This window comes from Streptomyces sp. NPDC003016, from assembly GCF_053591455.1.
Window position 1 is genome coordinate 1 of record NZ_JBSFTV010000028.1, and the last position, 22368, is coordinate 22368.

Consider the following 22368-nt stretch of genomic DNA (forward strand, 5'->3'; position numbering starts at 1 on the left):
GTGCGAGCTTTCTCTCAGAGCGCCGGCCCGCTGTTATACTATATCACCTATGCGGTGAGGGGTGGTGTTTCACGTGAAACACCACCCCTCACCGCATTCGCCCCCCGTCATGTTTCACGTGAAACATGACCTCAGCTCTGCGTCGCCCACCACTCCTTGAGCGCCGCGACCGCCGCGTCGTGGCCCATCGGCCCGTTCTCCAGCCGCAGCTCCAGCAGGAACTTGTACGCCTTGCCGATCTCCGGGCCGGGGCCGGTGCCGAGGACCTCCATGATCTGGTTGCCGTCCAGGTCCGGCCGGATGGAGTCCAGCTCTTCCTGCTCCTGAAGCTGCGCGATGCGCTCCTCGAGCCCGTCGTACGCCCGCGACAGCGCGCTCGCCTTTCGCTTGTTGCGCGTGGTGCAGTCCGAGCGGGTCAGCTTGTGCAGCCGCTCCAGCTGAGGACCCGCATCACGTACGTACCGGCGCACCGCGGAGTCGGTCCACTCACCGGTGCCGTACCCGTGGAAGCGCAGGTGCAGCTCCACCAGCGTGGAGACATCCTTGATCATGTCGTTGGAGTACTTCAGGGCGGTCATGCGCTTCTTGGCCATCTTCGCGCCCACCACCTCGTGGTGGTGGAAGGAGACCCGGCCGTCCTCCTCGAAGCGCCGCGTCCGCGGCTTCCCGATGTCGTGCAGCAGCGCAGCGAGCCGCAGCACCAGGTCCGGCCCGCCCTGTTCCAGGTCCATGGCCTGCTCCAGAACGATCAGCGAGTGCTCATAGACATCCTTGTGCCTGTGATGCTCATCACTCTCCAGACGCAGCGCCGGCAGCTCGGGCAGCACGTGTCCGGCAAGACCGCTGTCGACGAGCAGCCTCAGACCCTTGCGCGGGTTCGCGGAGAGAATCAGCTTGTTGAGCTCGTCCCGGACCCGCTCCGCCGAGACGATCTCAATGCGCTCGGACATCGACTTCATCGCCGCGACGACCTCGGGGGCCACCTCGAAATCGAGCTGAGCGGCGAACCGCGCGGCGCGCATCATGCGCAGCGGATCGTCGGAGAACGACTCCTCAGGGGTCCCGGGAGTGCGCAGCACACGGGCCGCGAGGTCGTCCAGGCCGCCGTGCGGGTCGATGAACTCCTTCTCCGGAAGCGCGACGGCCATCGCGTTCACGGTGAAGTCGCGGCGGACGAGGTCCTGCTCGATGGAGTCGCCGTAGGACACCTCCGGCTTGCGGGAGGTCCTGTCGTACGCCTCGGAGCGGTACGTCGTGACTTCGATCTGGTAGCTCGCCTTCTGGCACCCCACCGTGCCGAAGGCGATCCCGACCTCCCACACCGAGTCCGCCCAGGGGCGGACGATCTTCAGTACGTCCTCGGGGCGGGCATCGGTCGTGAAGTCCAGATCGTTGCCGAGGCGGCCGAGCAGCGCGTCCCTGACCGATCCGCCGACGAGCGCGAGAGCGAAGCCCGCCTCCTGGAAACGGCGCGCGAGATCATCGGCGACAGGAGAGACCCGCAGCAGTTCGCTGACCGCGCGGCGCTGCACCTGATTCAGGGCACTGGCATTGTCTTCGTTGGCGTTCGGCACAACAGAAAAGAGTACGTGCCCCGGTCCACCGGGGCGTCCCCGTTTACCGCCGCCCCGAGGAGCCTTCCGATCACGTGGAGCACTCGGCAGCACTTTGCCACAGCACACCTCGTTACCATGCGTGGACGCAGGAACCGACAACCAACACCGGCAGCAGACGATGACGAGGGACGGGCGAGAGCGTGGCCGAGGCGGCAGACTTTCAGGGGATGACTCCCTCACCTGCCCGCCGGTGGCTGCGGCGCACGGCAGGACTGCTCGCCGGCGCCCCGCTGGTGGCGGGCCTTCTGTACCTCCCGGCCGCCGCGCCCGCGCAGGCAGCCGAAAAGGCCACCGGCTCGCGCACGGTCGATGTGTCCCTCGACGCGCTGTCCCCCGGCACTCCGGTGGAGGGTGACGAGATCACCATTTCCGGCACGGTCACCAACAGGGGCAAGGAAGCCGTCACCGACGCGCATGTCGGACTGAGCGTGGGGCCGCGCCTGTCCGGCAGAACGGCGATCGACGCAGCGGCCCGGCACAGCCGGGATGCGAACGTCCGTGACCGCGCGGAGCTCGGCGGGAAGTTCACCAAGAAATTCGCGACCCTCCCCGCCGGCATCAGCGAGAACTTCAGCATCACGGTACCGGTCGACAAACTGGACCTCGACGATCAGGGCGTCTACCAGCTCGGCGTGTCCCTGTCGGGGCAGACCCCGAGCCGGCCGTACGAGCAGACTCTGGGCATCCAGCGGACCTTCCTGCCCTGGCAGCCCGAAGCCACGGAGAAGAAGACCCGGCTCACCTACCTCTGGCCGCTGATCTCCTCGACGCATCTCACCGCCGAGACGGGTTCGGACGAGCAGCAGACCCCGGTCTTCGAGAACGACGACCTCGGTGCGGAGCTCGCCCCGGGCGGACGGCTGGACCAGCTCGTCTCGCTCGGCAAGGAACTGCCGGTGACCTGGGTCGTCGACCCGGACCTGCTCGCCACGGTCAACGCGATGACCGAGAGCTACGACGTCAAGTCCGAGGACGGTGAAACCACCGTCTCCGGCAAGAACCAGGCCGTCGCCAACCGGTGGCTGAGCGATCTCCAGAAGGCGGTGGAAGGCAAAAAGGTCGTCGCCCTGCCGTTCGCCGACCCCGATCTGGCCTCGCTGGCGCACCGTGGCAAGGACGTGCCCGGCTCTCTCAGCCACCTGCGGCGCGCGACCGATGTCGCCGCCGCCACCGTGAAGTCGATCCTCCACACGGAACCTTCCACCGACTTCTCCTGGCCGGTGAACGGCGCCGTCGACCCGTCGGTCGTCGATGTCGCCACTTCGGCCGGCGCACACAACGTGATCGCCCGCAGCGACAGCCTCCAGGAGACGAGGGGCCTGGCGTACACGCCCACCGCGGCCCGGCCGATCGGCGGCGGCACCACCGCGGTCGTCGCCGACGCCCGGCTCTCCACCGCCTTCGAGGGTGACATGTCGAAGGCCGGCGATTCCACCCTCGCCATACAGAAGTTCCTCGCCCAGACCCTGGCGGTGACGCTCCAGGACGAGGAGAAGCAACGCAGCATCGTCGTCGCCCCGCAGCGGCTGCCGTCCGCGAGCCAGGCCCAGTCGATGGCGCGCGCCCTGCACAGCCTCGACGCCCAGCGCTGGTCTCAGCCGCTGGACCTGGTGGCTGCGGCGAAGGCCGAGCCCGACGCCCGTGCCACGACCGACGTGCCGGGGCCGTCCTCGTACCCCCGGTCGCTGAGCAAGCAGGAGCTCGCGGCCAAGGCGTTCCAGGACATCAAGGCCACGCAGGCCAAGCTCGACAACTTCAAGGTGATCCTCACCGCCCCCGACCGGGTGGTCACCCCCTTCGGCAACGCGATCAACCGCGCGATGTCGTCGTCCTGGCGCGGGAACGGGCCGAAGGCCCAGACGTACCGCAACGGGGTGCAGAGCTACCTGATGAGCCTCACCGACGAGGTGCAGCTCATCCAGAAGTCCGACGCGACCCTGTCGGGGCGCAGCGCGACGGTACCGGTGACCGTTCAGAACAAGCTGGTGCAGGGGGTGGAGCACCTGGTGCTGCGGCTCACGTCGACCAAGCCCACCCGGCTCAACATGGACGGCGGGCAGACCGTCGCCGAGCAGCGGGTGAAGGTCGCGGGCGGTCACAGCCAGTCGGTGAAGTTCACCGCCACTGCCAACGCCAACGGCCCGGTCCCGGTGATCGCCCAGCTCTACACCGAGGACGGCACGCCGTACGGCCGCCGGATGGTGTTCACGGTCGACGTCAACGAGTTCACTCCGACCGTGATGCTTGTCATCGCCGGCGGTGTGCTGCTGCTGGTTCTCGCCGGCGTCAGGATGTACACCCAGCGCAAGCGCGCGGCGGCCCGTGAGGCCGCCGACGGGGCCGACGGCGAGGGCGGCGACTCCGAGCAGCAGAGTGACCCGACACCGGACACCGGTCCCGAAAGCAGCAACCCGTCGGGCACGGGTGAGAAAGTGGACCGTTGAGCAACACCGTGACCGGGCGGCCGGGGACGATGAGGTGGGGTTGCAATGCAGCGTCTTCCCGGGAGAGAGTCCCCGGATCCCCGGCCGGTCCGCACGATCAGCATGGTCGGCCAGCGGGGCACAGCTCGCCGGAACAGGAAGCTCGAGGGGAGCACCAGTGAACGCGCCGTACGACGGTGACCGTGGACAGGGCGCGGGTGGCACCGTGCCCTTCCGGGGGGCGCCCCCGGAGCCCTCGGCAGCAGGCCATGTGCCGTCGCCGCAGCATCCCGAGTCCGACCGGCACCCCGAGTCCGGCCAGGAGCCCTATGCCGCCCCGGACCCGTACGTCCAGGACGCCTACAGCTACGACCCGTACCGCTCCCAGGACCTCACCGCGCAGGACCCGGTGACGGAGGCGCTCTACGACCGCGCCTCGCACCCCCCGCCGCCGCCCGGCACCTACCAGGAGCCGCAGCCGCTGTACCAGCAGCCGTCCGCGCCGCAGTACGCACCGGATCCGCACGTGTGGGCGCAGACCCCGCCGCCCGAACCGGAAGGCTTCTCGCGCCACCTGCCGTACGGGGACGATGCCGCGACCACCGAGTTCGTGGGCGTGGACGACCTGATCACCAAGGCGGGCGAGGAACCCGCTGAGCAGGACGCGTTCGCCCACCTCTACCGCGACCAGCAGGCACCGGGGCAGCCCGCCCCCGCGGCCGCCCCCGAACCGGCCCCGGCCCCCGCCCCGCCGAAGAAGCCCGCCGGCCGCGCGGCGAGCGTGCTGAAGTCGAGCGCGTTGATGGCCGCGGGCACGCTGGTCTCCCGCCTCACCGGCTTCGTCCGTTCCCTGGTGATCACCGCGGCTCTGGGCGCGGCACTGCTCGGCGACACCTTCACCGTCGCGTACACCCTGCCGACGATGATCTACATCCTCACGGTCGGCGGCGGCCTCAACTCGGTCTTCGTGCCCCAGCTGGTGCGCGCGATGAAGAACGACGAGGACGGCGGCGAGGCCTTCGCCAACCGCCTCCTGACCCTCGTCATGGTCGCGCTCGGCATCATCGTGGCCCTCGCGGTCTTCGCGGCGCCCCTGCTGATCCGCCTGATGTCCCTGTCAATCGCCGAAAACCAGGCGGCCAACAGCGTCGCCGTCACCTTCGCCCGCTACTGCCTGCCCACGATCTTCTTCATGGGCGTGCACGTCGTCATGGGGCAGATCCTCAACGCCCGCGGGAAGTTCGGCGCGATGATGTGGACCCCGGTCCTCAACAACATCGTCATGATCGCCACCTTCGGCCTGTTCATCTGGGTGTACGGCACCTCCGCCGAATCCCGGATGGGCGTGACGACCATCCCCGACGAAGGCGTCCAGCTCCTGGGCATCGGCACCCTGCTCGGCCTCGCCGTCCAGGCCCTGGCGATGGTCCCGTACCTGCGCGAGACCGGGTTCCGCTACCGCCCCCGCTTCGACTGGAAGGGCCACGGTCTCGGCAAGACCGTCAAGCTCGCCAAGTGGACCGTCCTGTTCGTCCTCGCCAACCAGGCCGGCGTCCTCGTCGTCACGCAGCTCGCGACCGCCGCGGGCAAGGCTTCCGGCAAGGACGGCGCGGGCATCCTCGCCTACTCCAACGCCCAGCTGATCTGGGGCATGCCGCAGGCCATCATCACGGTCTCCGTCATGGCCGCCCTACTGCCCCGCATCTCCCGCGCCGCGCACGACAACGACCCGGGCGCCGTCCGCGACGACATCTCCCAGGGACTGCGCAACTCGGCCGTCGCGATCGTCCCGGTCGCGTTCGCCTTCCTGGCGCTCGGCGTCCCCATGTGCACCCTGCTGTTCGCCTCCACCGGCCACGAGGGCGCCCAGGCCATGGGCTTCACTCTGATGGCCTTCGGACTCGGGCTCATCCCGTACTCCGTGCAGTACGTCGTCCTGCGCGGCTTCTACGCGTACGAGGACACCCGCACCCCCTTCTACAACACCGTCATCGTCGCCGCGGTCAACGCCGCGGCCTCCGCCGTCTGCTACTTCGTCCTGCCCTCCCAGTGGGCCGTGGTCGGCATGGCCGCCTCCTACGGGCTGGCCTACGCCATCGGTGTCGGTGTGGCCTGGCGGCGCCTGCGCAACCGGCTGGGGGGCGACCTGGACGGCACACACGTCCTGCGTACGTACGCCAGGCTCTCCGGTGCCTCCGTGCCGGCGGCGGTCCTCGGCGGCGCAGCGGCTTTCGGCATCATGCGGGTCCTGGGCAGCGACGCCCTCGGGTCGCTCGCGGCGCTGGTCGTGGGCGGCATCGTGCTGCTCGGCGTCTTCTTCCTCGCCGCGAAGAGGATGCGGATCGTGGAACTCAACGCCATGGTCGGCATGGTGCGCGGACGACTCGGGCGCTGACGGCCGGGCGGCCCCGCACAACCTTCATCGGCCGCCGCGTGTCGTGCATAGCACCGGACTGTGGGCACAATTGGCATGGCTGTTCAACAGCGCGCAACGGATGGGGAGGCAGGAACGACGGTGGCGGAACGTAGCACGGCTGCCGTCGACGTGGCCGACAACAGCGGCGATGAACCGCTGGCCGCCAAGGCGGACAAGGCCACGGCCGACGGGGTGGCAAAAGCCCAGGAGCCAGCGGACGAGAGCAAGGGCGACGCGGACGGCGAGCGCCAAGGCGCCGAACCCCCCATCGCCACGCCCGAGCTGCACAGCGGGCACAAGCTCGCCAGACGCTACCGGCTCGAAGAATGCGTCACCCGCCTGGACGGTTTCAGCAGTTGGCGCGCGGTCGACGAGAAGCTGCGCCGGGCCGTGGGCGTGCATCTGCTGCCCGCGGACCACCCGCGGGCCAGGTCCGTGCTCGCCGCGGCCCGCTCCTCGGCACTGCTCGGCGACCCCCGGTTCGTGCAGGTCCTGGACGCGGTGGAGGAGAACGACCTCGTCTACGTCGTCCACGAATGGCTGCCCGACGCCACCGAACTTACGGCGCTCCTCGCAGCGGGCCCCCTGGAGGCCCACGAGGCGTACCAGCTCGTCAGCCAGATCTCCCAGGCCATGACCGCCGCCCACCGCGAGGGCCTCGCCCACCTCAGGCTCACCCCGGGCGCCATCCTGCGGACCTCCTCGGGCCAGTACCGCATCCGCGGACTCGCGGTGAACGCCGCCCTGCGCGGCATCACCTCCGACCGCCCGCAGCGCACCGACACCGAGGCGATCGGCGCGCTGCTGTACGCCGCCCTGACACAGCGCTGGCCGTACGAGAAGGACGCCTACGGCCTCTCCGGGCTGCCCAAGGGCGTCGGACTGATCGCCCCCGACCAGGTACGGGCCGGCATCCACCGGGGCCTTTCGGAGCTCGCCATGCGGGCCCTGGTCAACGACGGCGCCACCGCCTCACGCCAGGAACCACCCTGCACGACCCCCGACGAGCTGGCCAAGGCCGTCGCCGCGATGCCCCGCATCCGCCCGCCGGAGCCCGCCTTCACGGCTCCGCCCGAGTACCAGCGCACCACCTACCAGCAGGGCACCTACGGCAGGCCGGGCCCGCACCCGGGCACGCCCGTCACCCAGCCCATCACCGCCGTCCCGCCCCGTCCGCTCCAGAGCCGCACCGGCAAAGCCCTCAAGTGGAGCGTGGCCGCGCTGCTCATCACCGCGCTCGGCCTCGGCAGCTGGCAGCTCGCCGACACGCTCCTGGACCGCAACAAGGACTCCGGCGACACGAAGACCTCGCAGCCGAACGGCGACGAGGCCCCCAAGAAGAAGCCGGACCCGAAGCCGCTTCAGATCTCCGACGCCACGGTGTTCGCCCCGAACGGCTCCGGCATAGAACCGGAGGACGTACCGAACGCCATCGACGGCGAGACCGGCACCGCCTGGATCACCGGGCAGTACCAGGGTTTCGCCAACTTCGGCAATCTCCCGCAGCGCAAAGACGGCAGCGGGATCATCGTCGATCTCGGCAGCGTCGAGGACGTGTCCGGCATCGACATCGACATGTACCGCAGCGGGCAGACCGTCGAAGTGCTCGCCGCCGAAGAAGACACCTCGGCCCCGTCCGCCGTCTCCGATTTCTCACAGGAGATGACCAAACTCGAGCCGGTGACAGACAAGCTGGAAGCCGAGCTCGACAAGCCGGTCCGTACCCGGTACATCCTGATCCACATCACAGAGCTGCCGACCGATGGATCACCCAGTGCCTTCCGTGGCGGAATCTCGGAGATCAGGATCAGCGGCTGACCTGTACACCAGGGGAGGGGGCTCACCGTTGGACGACGTGACGCTCAGCGCCACAAGCGATCAGGATCTCCTGGCCGCCCACGTCAAAGGCGACCCGAACGCCTTCGGTGAGCTCGTACGACGTCACCGCGACCGGCTGTGGGCCGTGGCCCTGCGCACGCTGGGCGACCGCGAGGAGGCCGCCGACGCGGTCCAGGACGCCCTGGTGTCCGCCTACCGCGCCGCCCACACCTTCCGTGGCCAGTCCGCCGTCACCACCTGGCTGCACCGCATCACCGTCAACGCCTGCCTCGACCGGGCCCGCAAGGCGGCCTCCCGCAAGACCGCACCGGTCGACGACGCGGACCGTCTCGACCAGCTCCTGGAGCCCCATGAATCCGCCGAGGCCCCCGCAGAGCGCCAGGACCTCCACCGAGAGCTCATCGCGGCACTGGCCACCCTGCCACCCGAGCAGCGGGCCGCCCTGGTGCTCGTGGACATGCAGGGCTACCCGGTGGCGGAGGCCGCCGACGTCCTCGGTGTACCGACAGGGACGGTGAAGAGCCGCTGTGCGCGCGGCCGTGCCCGGCTGCTGCCGCTGCTCACCCATCTGCGCGCCAGCGGCGGGGATAGCAATCACCTCGGTGGGGGAAGGAACCGGACGCCCGGGGCATCCGTCCCACCGGCATCGGGGCCAAAGGACGCAGGGCCAAGTGATCCTGCTGCTGTGAAGGGCGGAGGTGAGCGCGCATGACATCGACGGCCGGCACGTCTCAGCACCCGGACGTCTCGGAGATCTCCGATCTCACCGAGGGCCTCCTGTCCCCTTCCCGCACGGAAGAGGTACGTCGCCATCTGGACGCGTGCGCGCTGTGCGCCGACGTACAGACTTCCCTGGACGAGATCCGCGGGCTGCTCGGTACCCTCCCCGGCCCGCTGCGCACACCTGCCGATGTCGCAGGCCGCATCGACGCCGCTCTGGCAGCCGAAGCGCTGCTGGACTCCACGGCGCCCGAAGAGAGCGGGCATGTTTCACGTGAAACAGCGCCCGCACCGCGTGTCGCCGAGACCACCGTCGCGGACCGCCCCGCCGGCCGTCCCCACGCGGCAACCGGTCCCGGACGGGACCGCCGGGCAAAGCGCCGTCGGCGCAATGCCGTCATCGGCGCAGTACTCGGCACGGCCGCCCTCGGCATGGGCGTACTCCTGCTGCAGCCGTTCCAGTCACCGAACTCTCAGACCGACAAGGACACCTCCGCCGACGGTGGGGTCTCCGCCACGAAGAAGTCGGAGGACAAGTTCTCCGATACCGCTCTCGAGGACCGGGTGCGGGATCTGATCGCCAAGCAGCCGATGTCCCGGAGCAAGACGGCCGAGAACGGCTCTTCCCTGGGCGTCGAGCCCAACTCTCCCAAGTGGGGGACCGACACGATCGTGCCTCAGTGCGTCCAGGACGGCACCGGACGCAACACCGTGCCGCTCGCCGCGGAGAAGGGGACCTACAACGGCAAGAGCGCCTTCCTCGTCGTACTGCCGCACGCCACCGACACCACCCGGGTACAGGCCTATGTCGTCGATGCCGCCTGTGTCGAGGCGGCCCCCCCTGCCAAGGGTGAGATTCTGCTGACACACGCCTACTCCCGCCGCTGACATCACGCCGGAACGGGCCGGACACCTCGGGAATGCATGCCCCGTAGGATCCGTTGGGTGGGGTGAGAGTCCTAGACAGGCCCCAGTAGGCAGCAGGCAGTCCGCAGAGACGAGGAAAAAACCCGTGAGCGACGTCCGAAACGTGATCATCATCGGCTCCGGGCCCGCCGGCTACACCGCTGCGCTGTACACAGCGCGTGCGTCGTTGAAGCCGCTGGTGTTCGAAGGTGCGGTGACCGCAGGCGGTGCTCTGATGAACACCACCGACGTGGAGAACTTCCCCGGGTTCCGCGACGGCATCATGGGCCCCGACCTGATGGACAACATGCGTGCCCAGGCCGAGCGCTTCGGCGCCGAGCTGGTCCCGGACGATGTCGTGTCCGTCGACCTCACCGGCGACATCAAGACCGTCACGGACACCGCCGGTACGGTCCACCGCGCCAAGGCGGTCATCGTCTCGACGGGTTCCCAGCACCGCAAGCTCGGCCTGCCCAAGGAGGACGCGCTCTCCGGACGCGGTGTCTCCTGGTGCGCCACCTGCGACGGGTTCTTCTTCAAGGACCAGGACATCGCCGTGGTCGGCGGTGGCGACACCGCGATGGAGGAGGCGACCTTCCTCTCCCGCTTCGCGAAGTCCGTCACCATCGTCCACCGCCGGGACACCCTGCGCGCCTCCAAGGCCATGCAGGACCGCGCCTTCGCCGACTCGAAGATCAAGTTCGCCTGGAACAGCGCGGTTGCCGAGCTCCAGGGCGACCAGAAGCTCGCGGGTGTGACGCTGCGGGACACCAAGACCAGTGAGACCACGCCGCTGCCCGTCACCGGATTGTTCATCGCCGTGGGCCACGACCCGCGCACCGAGCTGTTCAAGGGTCAGCTGGAGCTGGACGGCGAGGGTTACGTGAAGGTCGACGCGCCGTCGACGCGCACGAACCTCACCGGTGTCTTCGCCGCCGGTGACGTCGTCGACCACACCTACCGGCAGGCCATCACGGCTGCGGGCACCGGCTGCTCGGCCGCGCTCGACGCCGAGCGCTTCCTGGCCTCTCTCGCCGACACCGAGAAGGTGGCCGAGCCCGAGAAGACCGCCACCGTCTGATCTTCCCTCCCCACCCCACACCCCACCCGAAGTTAAGGAGGCTGCCGTGGCCGGCACCTTGAAGAACGTGACTGACGCATCCTTCGAACAGGATGTCCTCAAGAGCGACAAGCCCGTACTGGTCGACTTCTGGGCCGCGTGGTGCGGTCCGTGCCGTCAGATCGCCCCGTCGCTCGAGGCCATCGCGGCCGAGCACGGCGACCAGATCGAGGTCGTCAAGCTCAACATCGACGAGAACCCGGACACCGCCGCCAAGTACGGCGTGATGTCCATCCCGACGCTGAACGTCTATCAGAACGGCGAGGTCGTCAAGACCATCGTCGGCGCCAAGCCGAAGGCCGCGATCGTCCGCGACCTCGGTGACTTCATCGGCGACGAGGTCACCACGGCCTGACCGCCTCTCCTGTTTCACGTGAAACGTGTGTGGGCTCATCCCTGACAGGGATGAGCCCACACACGTTTTCCCACTCTCACAGCGGACGCAGCACCGGTTCCTTCTGGACCGCCCCCAGCAGCCTGTCGAGAGCAAGCTCGACGTCTTCCTTCCAGGACAGCGTCGTCCGCAGCTCCAGCCGCAACCGGGGATGCAACGGATGCGGACGTACGGTCTTGAAGCCGACCGACAGCAGGTGCTCGGCGGGCAACAGACACGCGGGCTCCGTCCAGCGGGCGTTGCCGAACGCCTCGATGGCCTTGAATCCCCGTCGCAGCAAGTCCTTGGCAACGGTCTGCACCATCACCCGCCCCAGCCCCTGCCCCTGATAGCTGGGCATGATCCAGGCCGTCATCAGCTGCACAGCGTCCGGGGACACCGGACTGGTGGGGAACGCCGTCGACCGCGGTACATACGCCGGCGGCGCGTACAGAACGAAGCCCACCGGGACCTCGTCGACGTAGACCACTCGCCCGCAGGACCCCCACTCCAGCAGAACAGCTGAGATCCAGGCTTCCTTCTCCAGCTCGGGGGTGCCCGCCTTCAAGGCTGCTTCTCCACTGACCGGATCAAGCTCCCAGAAGACACAGGACCGGCAGCGCTTGGGAAGGTCCGGAAGATTGTCCAGCGTGAGCGGTACGAGCCGACGCCCCATGAAGGATGTTCCTCGCTTCCTTCGCCTGCCGCATCGCGGGCGGCTGCCAGAACGCCCCGTTCCCGGAGCAGACTGCCGACGAACCCGCCGACTGCCCCGACACTCAGCCCTGCTGTCACCAGTCGGCTGCGGCTCACCGATCGCATGACCCCCAACCTCCCTCTCAAGTGAACCAAGGTGGATGTGCCATACCAGAACGCATCGTATCCACCATGCGATCGGACGGACACCGTGGGAAAGCAAAGGGCGGGTCGTGTTCCGGTTTGCTCCGGAACACGACCCGCCCTGCAACGGCTCGACCGAGAGCTCAGCTCTCGTCCTCCTCCGCGTTCTCTTCGGTGAGTCCCTTCTGCAGGACCCGCCCCTCACCGGGGGCAAGCGTCCCGAGAATCCGCTCCAGATCGTCCATCGAGGCGAACTCGACGACGATCTTCCCCTTCTTCTGCCCCAGGTCGACCTTCACTCGGGTCTCGAACCGGTCCGAAAGCCGGGAAGCGAGACCAGTCAGAGCAGGCGACACCCTGGTGCCCGCCCGCGGGCTCTTCGCCTTGGGAGAGCTCTGTGGATGTGAGTCCATCAGAGTGACGATCTCCTCGACCGAACGCACCGACAGTCCCTCGGCCACGATGCGGTGCGCCAGACGGTCCTGTTCCTCCGAGTCCTCCACGCCGAGCAGGGTCCGCGCATGACCGGCGGACAGCACACCCGCCGCGACCTTGCTCTGCACCGAAGGCGACAACTTCAGCAGACGCAGCGTGTTGGAGACCTGCGGGCGCGAGCGCCCGATCCGGTCGGCCAGCTGGTCATGCGTGCAATTGAAGTCCTTGAGCAGCTGGTCGTACGCCGCTGCCTCTTCCAGCGGATTGAGCTGAGCCCTGTGCAAGTTCTCCAGCAGTGCGTCGAGGAGCAGTTTCTCGTCCTCCGTGGCCCGGACGATCGCGGGGATCCTCTCCAGCCCTGCTTTCTTGCAGGCCCGCCAGCGGCGCTCACCCATGATGAGCTCATAGCGCTCATGTCCCAACTGCCGTACGACGACGGGCTGGAGGAGGCCCACCTCCTTGATGGAGGTGACCAGTTCCGCGAGGGCTTCCTCGTCGAACTCCTTACGGGGCTGCTTCGAGTTCGGCTTGATGGAGTCCAGCGGCAGCTCAGCGAAGTGAACTCCGGCGACTTCATCGAGCTCTACCGGCTCCCGCTTCCGCACGGGAGCTTCTGTTTCACGTGAAACAGAAGCCGCAGGAAGCGAAGTCACCTTGGCGGCGGCCACTCCGCGCTCCGCGGTCAGCACCGGCACCGCCCCGGGGGACGTCGAAGCCAGCCCTACGGAAACGCCCGGCTTCTCCGGTGAAGCGGGCGGGATCAGCGCAGCGAGCCCGCGCCCCAATCCTCTACGTCGGTCACTCACTGGATCCCCTCCGGCATGCTCTGCTGACTGTTCTGGCTGCCCGAGTGGGCATGCTGCGGGTCGTAATGCACCCCGACGCCCCGCAGCGCGATCTCACGCGCCGCTTCGAGGTACGACAGCGACCCACTGGACCCCGGGTCATAGGTGAGCACGGTCTGCCCGTAACTCGGTGCTTCGGAAATACGCACGGACCGCGGGATGCTCGTCCTGAGCACTTCCTTGCTGAAGTGCGTACGCACTTCGTCAGCCACCTGAGAGGCGAGCCGCGTCCTTCCGTCATACATGGTCAGCAGAATCGTTGACACATGCAGGTCCGGGTTGAGATGCCCCCGCACCAGATCGACGTTCCGAAGGAGCTGCCCCAGGCCTTCGAGCGCGTAGTACTCGCACTGGATGGGAATCAGCACCTCCGCACCGGCGACCATGGCATTGACCGTCAGCAGGCCCAGCGAAGGCGGGCAGTCGATGAGGATGTAATCCAGCGGCTGCTCGTACGCCTGGATGGCTCGCTGCAAGCGACTCTCCCTCGCCACCAGCGACACCAGCTCGATCTCTGCACCGGCGAGATCGATAGTGGCCGGGGCGCAGAAGAGGCCTTCGACGTCCGGGACCGGCTGAACCACTTCGGAGAGCGGCCTGCTGTCCACCAGGACGTCATAGATCGAGGGGACTTCGGCGTGATGGTCGATCCCCAGCGCCGTGGAGGCGTTGCCCTGCGGGTCGAGATCGATCACCAGGACGCGTGCACCGTGCAGCGCGAGCGAAGCGGCAAGGTTGACCGTCGACGTGGTCTTCCCGACGCCGCCCTTTTGGTTGGCCACCACCATGATGCGGGTCTGCTCAGGCCGGGGCATCCCCTCACCGGCGCGACCAAAAGCCTCTACCGCCAGTTGAGCAGCACGACCAATGGGGGTGTCGTCCATCGGGGGCGGTGTTTCACGTGAAACATCCTCCCCCTCCGATTCGGTTCGGGGACCGGGGACCGGGTCGGTCATCGGTCCCGCGATGTTGGCGTCGGACCGCAAGGATTCACTCTCCTCGACTTCAGGCTCGCAATGCACAGAGCCTGCCATGCTTTCGGGGTCATGAACCAGCGAGGCCCGTTCTTCTGTGGAGGAATCCACCTCTGTGAACAACTCCGTAACCCTCACGGGCCTGCGGTCGCGCGGCGCGGCAGCCTCACGAGTGCGGCTGATGATTCCATGCAGCAGAGAGCGGTGTTTCACGTGAAACACGATGCACCGGCTCCGCAGCTACACCGTCACGACACTCCGAAATACGTACATATGGCAGATCATGCGCAACATCATTGACAGGCAGCGCAGATCACCGGCGCCGACGCGTACGCCCCGTCCGCGCCGCCTTGGCCCGCTTGGCCGCGAATCGCACCCCGCCGGGGCTCTCCCCGACCTTCACGCGCACCACCGTGGACAACGGGTCCACCACGCCCTCACCGACATGCAGCACCTCCGTCTCCACCACACCGAGCTTGCTCAGCGCGGAACGGGTGCTCTTGAGCTCCTCCTCGGCGGTGTCACCCTTGAGCGCCAGCATCTCCCCGTACGGACGCAGCAGGGGAACGCCCCAGCCGGCCAGCCGGTCCAGCGGTGCCACGGCCCGCGCCGTCACCACATGAACCGGCGGCAGCTTCCCGAGGACTTCCTCCGCGCGGCCACGCACCACCGTCACGTGCTCCAGGCCCAACAGCTCGACCACTTCCTGAAGGAAGTTCGTACGCCGCAGAAGAGGCTCCAACAGGGTGATCTTCAGGTCCGGACGCACCAGCGCCAGCGGGATGCCCGGAAGCCCGGCGCCCGACCCCACATCACAGACCGTGACCCCTTCGGGAACGACCTCGGAGAGCACCGCACAGTTCAGCAAGTGCCGCTCCCACAACCGCGGCACCTCACGCGGACCGATCAGACCTCGCTCGACTCCGGCATCCGCGAGCAGTTCCGCGTACCGGACGGCCTCTGGAAAGCACTCACCGAATACCGCCCGTGCCTCTTCAGGCGCCTGGGGAAGCGCTGCTTCCTCCGTCACGGGGACCGTCCTTCCGTACCGCGCTACCGCACTGGTGGCTGACTATCAGGCTGACAAAGATCGGCCCCGCCTGCGAACAGACGGGGCCGACAGGCGATGGACCGGTCAGGCCGGGAGCACAACGACGAAGCGCTGCGGCTCCTCGCCCTCGGACTCACTGCGCAGACCCGCCGCTGCGATCGCGTCGTGCACGACCTTGCGCTCGAAGGGCGTCATCGGGTCCAGCTTCACCGGCTCGCCCGTGCTCTTCACATCATTCGCGGCCTTGGCGCCGAGCTCTGCGAGCTCTTCGCGCTTCTTGGCCCGGAAGCCCGCGATGTCCAGCATCAACCGGCTGCGGTCCCCGGTCTCACGGTGCACGGCAAGACGCGTCAGCTCCTGAAGCGCCTCCAGCACCTCACCGTCGCGACCCACGAGCTTCTGAAGATCACGGCTACCGGCGTCACTGATGATCGAGACCGAAGCCCGATCGGCCTCGACATCCATGTCGATGTCACCGTCGAGGTCGGTGATGTCGAGCAGACCCTCAAGGTAGTCGGCCGCGATCTCCCCTTCCTGCTCGAGGCGGGTCAGGGTGTCGACACCCTCAGCGGCCACGGAGGTGGTGCCTTCCGTCACGGGATGGACTCCTTATTAATTACTTCTTGGACGGGTGCTTGGGCCGCTGCTGGCCCTTGCGCTGCCCGGACTTGGCTTGGCGTGCGGAACCGGAAGCAGGCTTGCCGGCCGTCTTGGGCTTGTCGGCCTGCTCCGGTCCTTCCTTCTGCAGCGAGGTCTTCGTCGCCACAGGCTCGGTACCGGACTGACGCTGCGCCTTGGTCAGACGCTTGGGCTGCTGCCGCTTCGGGCCGGAGTCGACCGTAGCGCCGCCCTCGGTCTCGACCTCGGGTTCGCCCTTCGCCACGGTGCCGTCAGGCTGCACGGTCAGGCGCGCCATGCCGAGACCCTTGACGAACTTGCGCTCGGCCTCATTGCGCTCACGGCCCTTGGCTGCGATCTGCTTGATCACGTTGCGCTCGCGCCGGCTGCGCACCTTGCCGTGCTTGACGATCGACTTCTGCATCCGCTCCAGCAGCTGGGCCTGCGCCTTGCTGCCCGGAGTCGGGTTGCCGTGGATCACGTACATCTGCTGGCCCATGGTCCACACGTTGGTGGTCAGCCAGTAGACGAGGACACCGACGGGGAAGTTGATGCCCATGACGGCGAACATGACCGGGAAGATGTACATCAGCATCTTCTGCTGCTGCATGAACGGCGTCTTCACCGTCAGGTCGACGTTCTTCGTCATCAGCTGGCGCTGCGTGTAGAACTGCGACGCCGACATCAGGACGATCATGATCGCGGTGATGACGCGGACATCGAGCAGAGAGGCGTCGAACTTCACCATGTCCGCCGCGCTGTCCGTGAACTTCGCGGCCAGCGGAGCGCCGAAGATGTGCGCCTCACGCGCGCTCGCCAGCAGCGAGTCATTGATGACGCCGACGGTCTTGCCCGAGGCGATGCTGGAGAGCACGTGGTACAGGGCGAAGAAGAACGGCGACTGCGCCAGGATGGGAAGGCACGAGGACAACGGGTTGGTACCCGTCTCCTTGTACAGCTTCATCATCTCTTCGGACTGACGCTGCTTGTCGTTCTTGTAGCGCTCCTGGATCTTCTTCATCTCAGGCTGGAGCGCCTGCATGCCACGCGTCGACTTGATCTGCTTGACGAACAGCGGGATCAGACAGATCCGGATCAGCACCACCAGGGACACGATGGACAGACCCCAGGCCCAGCCCGTGTCCGGTCCGAAGAGGGCCCCGTACATCGTGTGGAACTGGACGATGACCCAGGAAACTGGGGTGGTGATAAAGCTGAAGAGACTGGCAATCGTGTCCACTAATCAGGCTCCTTGAGCATTGGGCGAGGTCTCTGCGGCCGGGTTGATCTCAGCGGCGGAGTGCTGCCCGCCCTTGCTGCCGCGGTTGCCGCTCCACGCATTGCGCAGCGCTTCGTGCCAACGCGGACGTCTGCGCGGCGGGACATGGTCCACACCGCCCGGCGACCACGGGTTGCACCGCAGGATGCGCCAGGCAGTCAGGGCCGTGCCCTTGACCGCGCCGTGCCGGTCGATGGCCGTGAACCCGTAGTGGGAGCACGACGGGTAGTACCGGCAGACAGGCCCGAGCAACGGACTGATCGTCCACTGGTACAGCTTGATCAGAGCCAGCAGCGGGTACTTCATCGCGCGCCCCCTCCCAGCAGCCGCTGAAGCGCGGCATCCAGGTCTCGGGCCAGCTGTGCATGGTCGGCATCGCCTGCTCCGGGCAATGCCCGTACGACAACCAGGCTACCGGGGGGCAGCTCCGACAGACGGTCCCGGACAAGGTGGCGAAGCCTCCGCTTCACCACGTTGCGCACCACAGCATTGCCCACGGCTTTGCTGACGACGAAACCCGCACGCGGCTGGGGAACGCTCTCCCCAGGCGCGTGCGGGTCCGTTGCACCGCTACTGCGTAGGTGGACGACGAGGAGCGGGCGTCCGGCCCGGCGTCCTCGGCGTACCGCGGTCGCGAAGTCCTCGCGCCGCCTCAGCCGATTCTCGGTAGGCAGCACGTCATGACCTGTAGGTGATCAGGCGGAAAGGCGCGTGCGGCCCTTGGCACGGCGAGTCGCCAGGATGGCGCGACCGGCACGCGTCCGCATGCGAAGACGGAAACCGTGGGTCTTGGCGCGACGACGGTTGTTCGGCTGGAAGGTGCGCTTGCTCACTCGGGGGCTCCAGAAGTGGTGTGGTGGCGGGGCATCGCCTGGCTGTCACCGTGCGCCCACGAGGAAGCTCGCAACGCCCGTGTGCACCGCTTCACGATCACGGACCGTGATCTTTGCCCATCGGAGGCAGGCGGCAGCAGCCATCGACAACTCGACCTGGTCACGGTACGCGCGGCTACGCCATCCGGTCAAACCGACACCTTGTTGCCGGGCGACTGTGCACAGCCTGTGGACAACAACTTGAACCGCGTGAGGCGCCGCGACTACCGTGACTGAACTTGGATTCCTTTCCTGCCTGTCCTTCCATCCCGTCCCTAGAACCACACATTCGTGGGACCTGTGAGAGAGCGTGCCCTGTGGCTGACGTACCTGCCGATCTTGCCGCAGTGTGGCCGCGAGTGCTGGAGCACCTTCTCCAAGAGGGCCAGCAGGGCATCGAACCCAAGGACAAGCAGTGGATCGAACGCTGCCAGCCGCTCGCGCTGGTCGCCGACACCGCACTGCTCGCCGTCCCCAATGAATGGGGCAAGCGCGTCCTCGAAGGCCGGCTCGCCCCCCTCATCAGCGAGACCCTGAGCCGCGAGTGCGGCCGTCCGATCCGGATCGCGATCACCGTCGACGACTCCGCGGGGGAGCCCGCCCCCCAGCAGCAGCCCCCGCACGAGTCGTACGACAGCTACGGTCACCGGCCCCAGGCCGACGACCTGCCGACCGCCAGGCCCGCCTATCCCGACTACCGGCAGCCCCGCCACGAGCAGGGCTCCTGGCCCCGCCCGCAGGAGGACCACGGCTGGCAGCAGCCCCGGCTCGGCGGATTCCAGGAACGCGACCCGTACGCCTCGCGCCCCCCCCAGCACGACTACCGGCAGCAGCCGCCCGAGCACCAGCAGTACGAGCAGCCGCACTACGACCAGTCCCCGCGTCACGAGCGTCACGAGCGTGCAGAGCGCCCCGAACGCCGCGACCACCAGGACCAGACCGCCCCGCACCGCGGCGGCCCCGGCTCCTCGATGATGTCCGCCGGCAGCGGCGCCCCCGGGCCCCTGGCCGCGCAGCCCTCGACGCCGGGCCCCGGCGAACCGCACGCCCGCCTCAACCCGAAGTACCTCTTCGACACCTTCGTCATCGGCTCGTCCAACCGCTTCGCGCACGCGGCCGCCGTGGCCGTCGCCGAGGCGCCGGCGAAGGCGTACAACCCGCTCTTCATCTACGGAGAGTCAGGACTCGGCAAGACGCACCTGCTGCACGCGATCGGGCACTACGCGCGGAGCCTCTACCCCGGCACGCGCGTGCGCTACGTGAGCTCCGAGGAGTTCACCAACGAGTTCATCAACTCCATCCGCGACGGCAAGGGCGACGCCTTCCGCAAGCGCTACCGCGACGTGGACATCCTGCTCGTCGACGACATCCAGTTCCTCGCGAGCAAGGAGTCGACACAGGAGGAGTTCTTCCACACCTTCAACACGCTCCACAACGCCAACAAGCAGATCGTGCTGTCCTCGGACCGGCCGCCCAAGCAGCTGGTGACCCTGGAGGACCGGTTGCGCAACCGCTTCGAATGGGGCCTGACCACCGACGTACAGCCGCCCGAGCTGGAGACGCGCATCGCGATCCTCCGCAAGAAGGCGGTGCAGGAGCAGCTCAACGCGCCGCCCGAGGTCCTGGAGTTCATCGCGTCCCGCATCTCGCGCAACATCCGCGAGCTGGAGGGCGCGCTGATCCGTGTGACGGCCTTCGCATCGCTCAACCGGCAGCCCGTGGACCTCGGCCTCACCGAGATCGTGCTCAAGGACCTGATCCCCGGCGGCGAGGACGCGTCTCCCGAGATCACGGCGGGCGCCATCATGGCGTCCACCGCGGACTACTTCGGGCTGACCGTGGAGGACCTCTGCGGGTCGTCCCGCAGCCGCGTGCTGGTGACGGCCCGGCAGATCGCGATGTACCTGTGCCGTGAGCTGACGGACCTCTCACTGCCCAAGATCGGCGCACAGTTCGGCGGCCGCGACCATACGACCGTGATGCACGCCGACCGCAAGATCCGCGCGCTGATGGCGGAACGACGCTCCATCTACAACCAGGTCACCGAGCTCACGAACCGCATCAAGAACGGCTGACCCGGCACCGGGAACACCGCCCGAAGGGCGCCCAGGGACGTACTCCCGGGGCGCCCTTCGGGGTTCCGCGACTCCGCGGTGTTCGAACGCGTAGCCACCCGGCTCGGTTCTCCACAGAAGAGAGCGGGATGCCCTGTCCACACCCTGGGGACTCCCGAGTTGTCCAGATCGGGTCCACAGGCGCGGCCGCTGGAGGTTCATCACCCCAGGTCAGGTGGTTGTGGATTTGTGGCCAACCTTCATCCACAGGCTGTGGACAGAGAAACTGTCCACAGGGGCCACTCTTGGTTGTCCACCGGCAACCCACAGGCAGGACCATGTTGTGCACAGCTAATCCACATCGCTGTCCACTGTTCGGCAACGAAACGCACGCTCTCACCGTGTCGAGTGAAAGCGGTCACACCAAGGAGCCGGGTTGGGCTGTGGGGAACGTGGGTAAAGCTGGGGACAGCACTGGGGAGAAGTGACCCCCGCCTGTGCATGGGGTGTGCAGAACTTTCGCGTGTCCACAGAACCCCTTGGTTTTCCACCGGGTCCGCCCACAGGGCCGGTGGACAAAAAAGCGGGCCTGACCTGTGGAAACAGGGTTATCCACCGTTTCCACAGGCCCTACTACTACTCCCACTTAGAGTTAGCTCGGAAATCGCTTGGAAGAAGGGCCTGTGCACAACTCGGGTCCGGAGCCTGCAACGCCTCTCGCCACGACTTGACCCCGAGCCGCACCGACTGTCGGTGCCGTGCGTCAGACTGGTTCCCGGCAACACAGCCAGACGACCCCAGACGACGACGGCCAGCAGGGCGAGCCAGCAACAAGCAGGAGGCGGTTCCGGTGAAGATCCGGGTTGAGCGCGATGTACTCGCGGAGGCGGTGGCCTGGACGGCTCGCAGCCTCCCGGCCCGTCCGCCGGTGCCCGTTCTCGCGGGCCTTCTTCTGAAGGCGGAGGAAGGCGCGCTGAGCCTCTCCGGCTTCGACTACGAGGTCTCGGCGCGGGTCTCGGTCGAGGCGGACGTGGAGGAGGACGGCACCGTTCTCGTCTCCGGCCGGCTCCTCGCCGACATCTGCCGCGCCCTGCCGAACCGGCCGGTGGAGATTTCCACAGACGGTGTACGGGCGACCGTGGTCTGCGGCTCCTCACGGTTCACACTCCACACACTGCCTGTGGAGGAGTACCCGGCACTGCCGCAGATGCCGACCGCGACCGGCACCGTTCCCGGTGAGGTCTTCGCCTCCGCCGCAGCCCAGGTGGCCATCGCCGCCGGCCGCGACGACACGCTGCCCGTCCTCACCGGCGTGCGCATCGAGATCGAGGGCGACACGGTCACGCTGGCCTCCACCGACCGCTACCGCTTCGCGGTCCGCGAGTTCCTGTGGAAGCCGGAGGACCCCGAGGCGTCCGCCGTCGCCCTGGTGCCCGCCAAGACCCTGCTGGACACCGCCAAGTCGCTGACCAGTGGTGACACGGTGACCATCGCGCTCTCCAGCTCGGGTGCCGGTGAGGGCCTGATCGGTTTCGAGGGTGCGGGCCGCCGGACGACGACGCGGCTGCTCGAAGGCGACCTGCCGAAGTACCGGACGCTCTTCCCGACCGAGTTCAACTCGATCGCCGTCATCGAGACCGCCCCGTTCGTCGAGGCCGTCAAGCGTGTGGCGCTGGTCGCCGAGCGGAACACCCCGGTGCGGCTCAGCTTCGAGCAGGGCGTGCTGATCCTCGAAGCGGGATCGAGCGACGACGCACAGGCTGTGGAGAGGGTCGACGCGAACCTCGACGGCGACGACATCTCGATCGCCTTCAACCCGACCTTCCTGCTGGACGGCCTGAGCGCGATCGATTCGCCGGTCGCCCAGCTCTCCTTCACGACGTCCACCAAGCCGGCGCTGCTCAGTGGCCGGCCCGCGGTGGATGCCGAGGCGAACGAGGCGTACAAGTACCTGATCATGCCGGTGCGGCTCTCGGGCTGAGGTCTT

Annotated in this window: 19 protein-coding genes; 9 read left to right on the forward strand and 10 right to left on the reverse strand. The window is 67.8% G+C overall.

Going from position 1 to position 22368, the window contains the following annotated elements; translation table 11 throughout:
• Positions 1 to 131: 131 nt before the first annotated feature.
• Positions 132 to 1574, reverse strand: a complete 1443-nt coding sequence (locus ACWDZ4_RS23255) for a CCA tRNA nucleotidyltransferase (RefSeq protein WP_451510319.1) — start codon at positions 1572 to 1574, stop codon at positions 132 to 134.
• Positions 1575 to 1756: 182 nt separating this feature from the next.
• On the opposite strand from ACWDZ4_RS23255, the gene ACWDZ4_RS23260 reads away from it, so the two are divergent.
• The 7 genes from ACWDZ4_RS23260 (at position 1757) to trxA (ending at position 11395) form a co-directional block, all read left to right on the forward strand.
• The gene (locus ACWDZ4_RS23260; RefSeq protein WP_451510320.1) at positions 1757 to 4060 is read left to right on the forward strand and encodes a DUF6049 family protein; all 2304 of its coding nucleotides are present in this window, start codon (positions 1757 to 1759) and stop codon (positions 4058 to 4060) included.
• Positions 4061 to 4217: 157 nt separating this feature from the next.
• Positions 4218 to 6434 (forward strand): murein biosynthesis integral membrane protein MurJ, encoded by a 2217-nt coding sequence (gene murJ, locus ACWDZ4_RS23265; RefSeq protein WP_451510321.1) that lies wholly within the window; start codon positions 4218 to 4220, stop codon positions 6432 to 6434.
• 120 nt (positions 6435 to 6554) lie between these two features.
• On the forward strand, positions 6555 to 8273 hold the full coding sequence (locus ACWDZ4_RS23270; RefSeq protein ID WP_451510322.1) for a serine/threonine protein kinase: 1719 nt from the start codon (positions 6555 to 6557) through the stop codon (positions 8271 to 8273).
• A 28-nt stretch (positions 8274 to 8301) separates the two neighbouring features.
• Entirely contained in the window at positions 8302 to 9006 is a 705-nt protein-coding gene (gene sigM / locus ACWDZ4_RS23275; protein WP_451510323.1) for an RNA polymerase sigma factor SigM, read from the forward strand.
• Complete coding sequence (locus tag ACWDZ4_RS23280) at positions 9003 to 9902, forward strand: zf-HC2 domain-containing protein (protein WP_451510324.1); 900 nt, start codon at positions 9003 to 9005, stop codon at positions 9900 to 9902. Before sigM ends, ACWDZ4_RS23280 begins: the two co-directional genes overlap by 4 nt.
• 124 nt (positions 9903 to 10026) lie before the next feature.
• A complete protein-coding gene (trxB, locus tag ACWDZ4_RS23285; RefSeq protein WP_451510325.1) occupies positions 10027 to 11001 on the forward strand; it encodes a thioredoxin-disulfide reductase in 975 nt (324 codons plus the stop codon).
• 46 nt (positions 11002 to 11047) lie between these two features.
• Complete coding sequence (gene trxA, locus ACWDZ4_RS23290) at positions 11048 to 11395, forward strand: thioredoxin (RefSeq protein ID WP_344495934.1); 348 nt, start codon at positions 11048 to 11050, stop codon at positions 11393 to 11395.
• 76 nt (positions 11396 to 11471) lie between these two features.
• Here the strand turns inward: trxA and ACWDZ4_RS23295 are convergent, their stop codons facing one another.
• From ACWDZ4_RS23295 to rpmH, 9 genes are all read right to left on the reverse strand, one after another.
• Positions 11472 to 12089, reverse strand: a complete 618-nt coding sequence (locus ACWDZ4_RS23295) for a GNAT family N-acetyltransferase (RefSeq protein ID WP_451510326.1) — start codon at positions 12087 to 12089, stop codon at positions 11472 to 11474.
• A gap of 307 nt (positions 12090 to 12396) precedes the next feature.
• A complete protein-coding gene (locus ACWDZ4_RS23300) occupies positions 12397 to 13494 on the reverse strand; it encodes a ParB/RepB/Spo0J family partition protein (RefSeq protein WP_451510327.1) in 1098 nt (365 codons plus the stop codon).
• A complete protein-coding gene (locus ACWDZ4_RS23305; protein WP_451510411.1) occupies positions 13491 to 14567 on the reverse strand; it encodes a ParA family protein in 1077 nt (358 codons plus the stop codon). Before ACWDZ4_RS23305 ends, ACWDZ4_RS23300 begins: the two co-directional genes overlap by 4 nt.
• Before the next feature lie 253 nt (positions 14568 to 14820).
• A complete protein-coding gene (rsmG, locus tag ACWDZ4_RS23310; RefSeq protein ID WP_344495931.1) occupies positions 14821 to 15537 on the reverse strand; it encodes a 16S rRNA (guanine(527)-N(7))-methyltransferase RsmG in 717 nt (238 codons plus the stop codon).
• A gap of 105 nt (positions 15538 to 15642) precedes the next feature.
• The gene (locus ACWDZ4_RS23315) at positions 15643 to 16155 is read right to left on the reverse strand and encodes a Jag family protein (RefSeq protein WP_344495930.1); all 513 of its coding nucleotides are present in this window, start codon (positions 16153 to 16155) and stop codon (positions 15643 to 15645) included.
• Positions 16156 to 16174: 19 nt separating this feature from the next.
• On the reverse strand, positions 16175 to 17416 hold the full coding sequence (gene yidC / locus ACWDZ4_RS23320) for a membrane protein insertase YidC (RefSeq protein ID WP_451510328.1): 1242 nt from the start codon (positions 17414 to 17416) through the stop codon (positions 16175 to 16177).
• 3 nt (positions 17417 to 17419) lie between these two features.
• Positions 17420 to 17761 (reverse strand): membrane protein insertion efficiency factor YidD, encoded by a 342-nt coding sequence (yidD, locus tag ACWDZ4_RS23325; RefSeq protein ID WP_344495928.1) that lies wholly within the window; start codon positions 17759 to 17761, stop codon positions 17420 to 17422.
• On the reverse strand, positions 17758 to 18132 hold the full coding sequence (gene rnpA / locus ACWDZ4_RS23330; protein ID WP_451510329.1) for a ribonuclease P protein component: 375 nt from the start codon (positions 18130 to 18132) through the stop codon (positions 17758 to 17760). Before rnpA ends, yidD begins: the two co-directional genes overlap by 4 nt.
• An 18-nt stretch (positions 18133 to 18150) precedes the next feature.
• Positions 18151 to 18288, reverse strand: a complete 138-nt coding sequence (rpmH, locus tag ACWDZ4_RS23335) for a 50S ribosomal protein L34 (RefSeq protein ID WP_019707372.1) — start codon at positions 18286 to 18288, stop codon at positions 18151 to 18153.
• 356 nt (positions 18289 to 18644) lie between these two features.
• Here rpmH and dnaA point away from each other — a divergent pair, with 356 nt between their 5' ends.
• Positions 18645 to 20402 carry a chromosomal replication initiator protein DnaA gene (gene dnaA, locus ACWDZ4_RS23340; protein WP_451510330.1) on the forward strand — a complete coding sequence of 586 codons (1758 nt, stop codon included), beginning with the start codon at positions 18645 to 18647 and terminating at the stop codon, positions 20400 to 20402.
• A gap of 829 nt (positions 20403 to 21231) precedes the next feature.
• On the forward strand, positions 21232 to 22362 hold the full coding sequence (gene dnaN, locus ACWDZ4_RS23345; RefSeq protein WP_344495925.1) for a DNA polymerase III subunit beta: 1131 nt from the start codon (positions 21232 to 21234) through the stop codon (positions 22360 to 22362).
• Positions 22363 to 22368 lie beyond the last annotated feature (6 nt).

Coding starts and splice junctions, on each gene's coding strand:
- ACWDZ4_RS23305 (WP_451510411.1), bottom strand. CDS start 14,567: ATGGCAGGCTCTGTGCATTGCGAGCCTGAAGTCGAGGAGAGTGAATCC.
- ACWDZ4_RS23295 (WP_451510326.1), bottom strand. CDS start 12,089: ATGGGGCGTCGGCTCGTACCGCTCACGCTGGACAATCTTCCGGACCTT.
- yidD (WP_344495928.1), bottom strand. CDS start 17,761: ATGAAGTACCCGCTGCTGGCTCTGATCAAGCTGTACCAGTGGACGATC.
- ACWDZ4_RS23280 (WP_451510324.1), top strand. CDS start 9,003: ATGACATCGACGGCCGGCACGTCTCAGCACCCGGACGTCTCGGAGATC.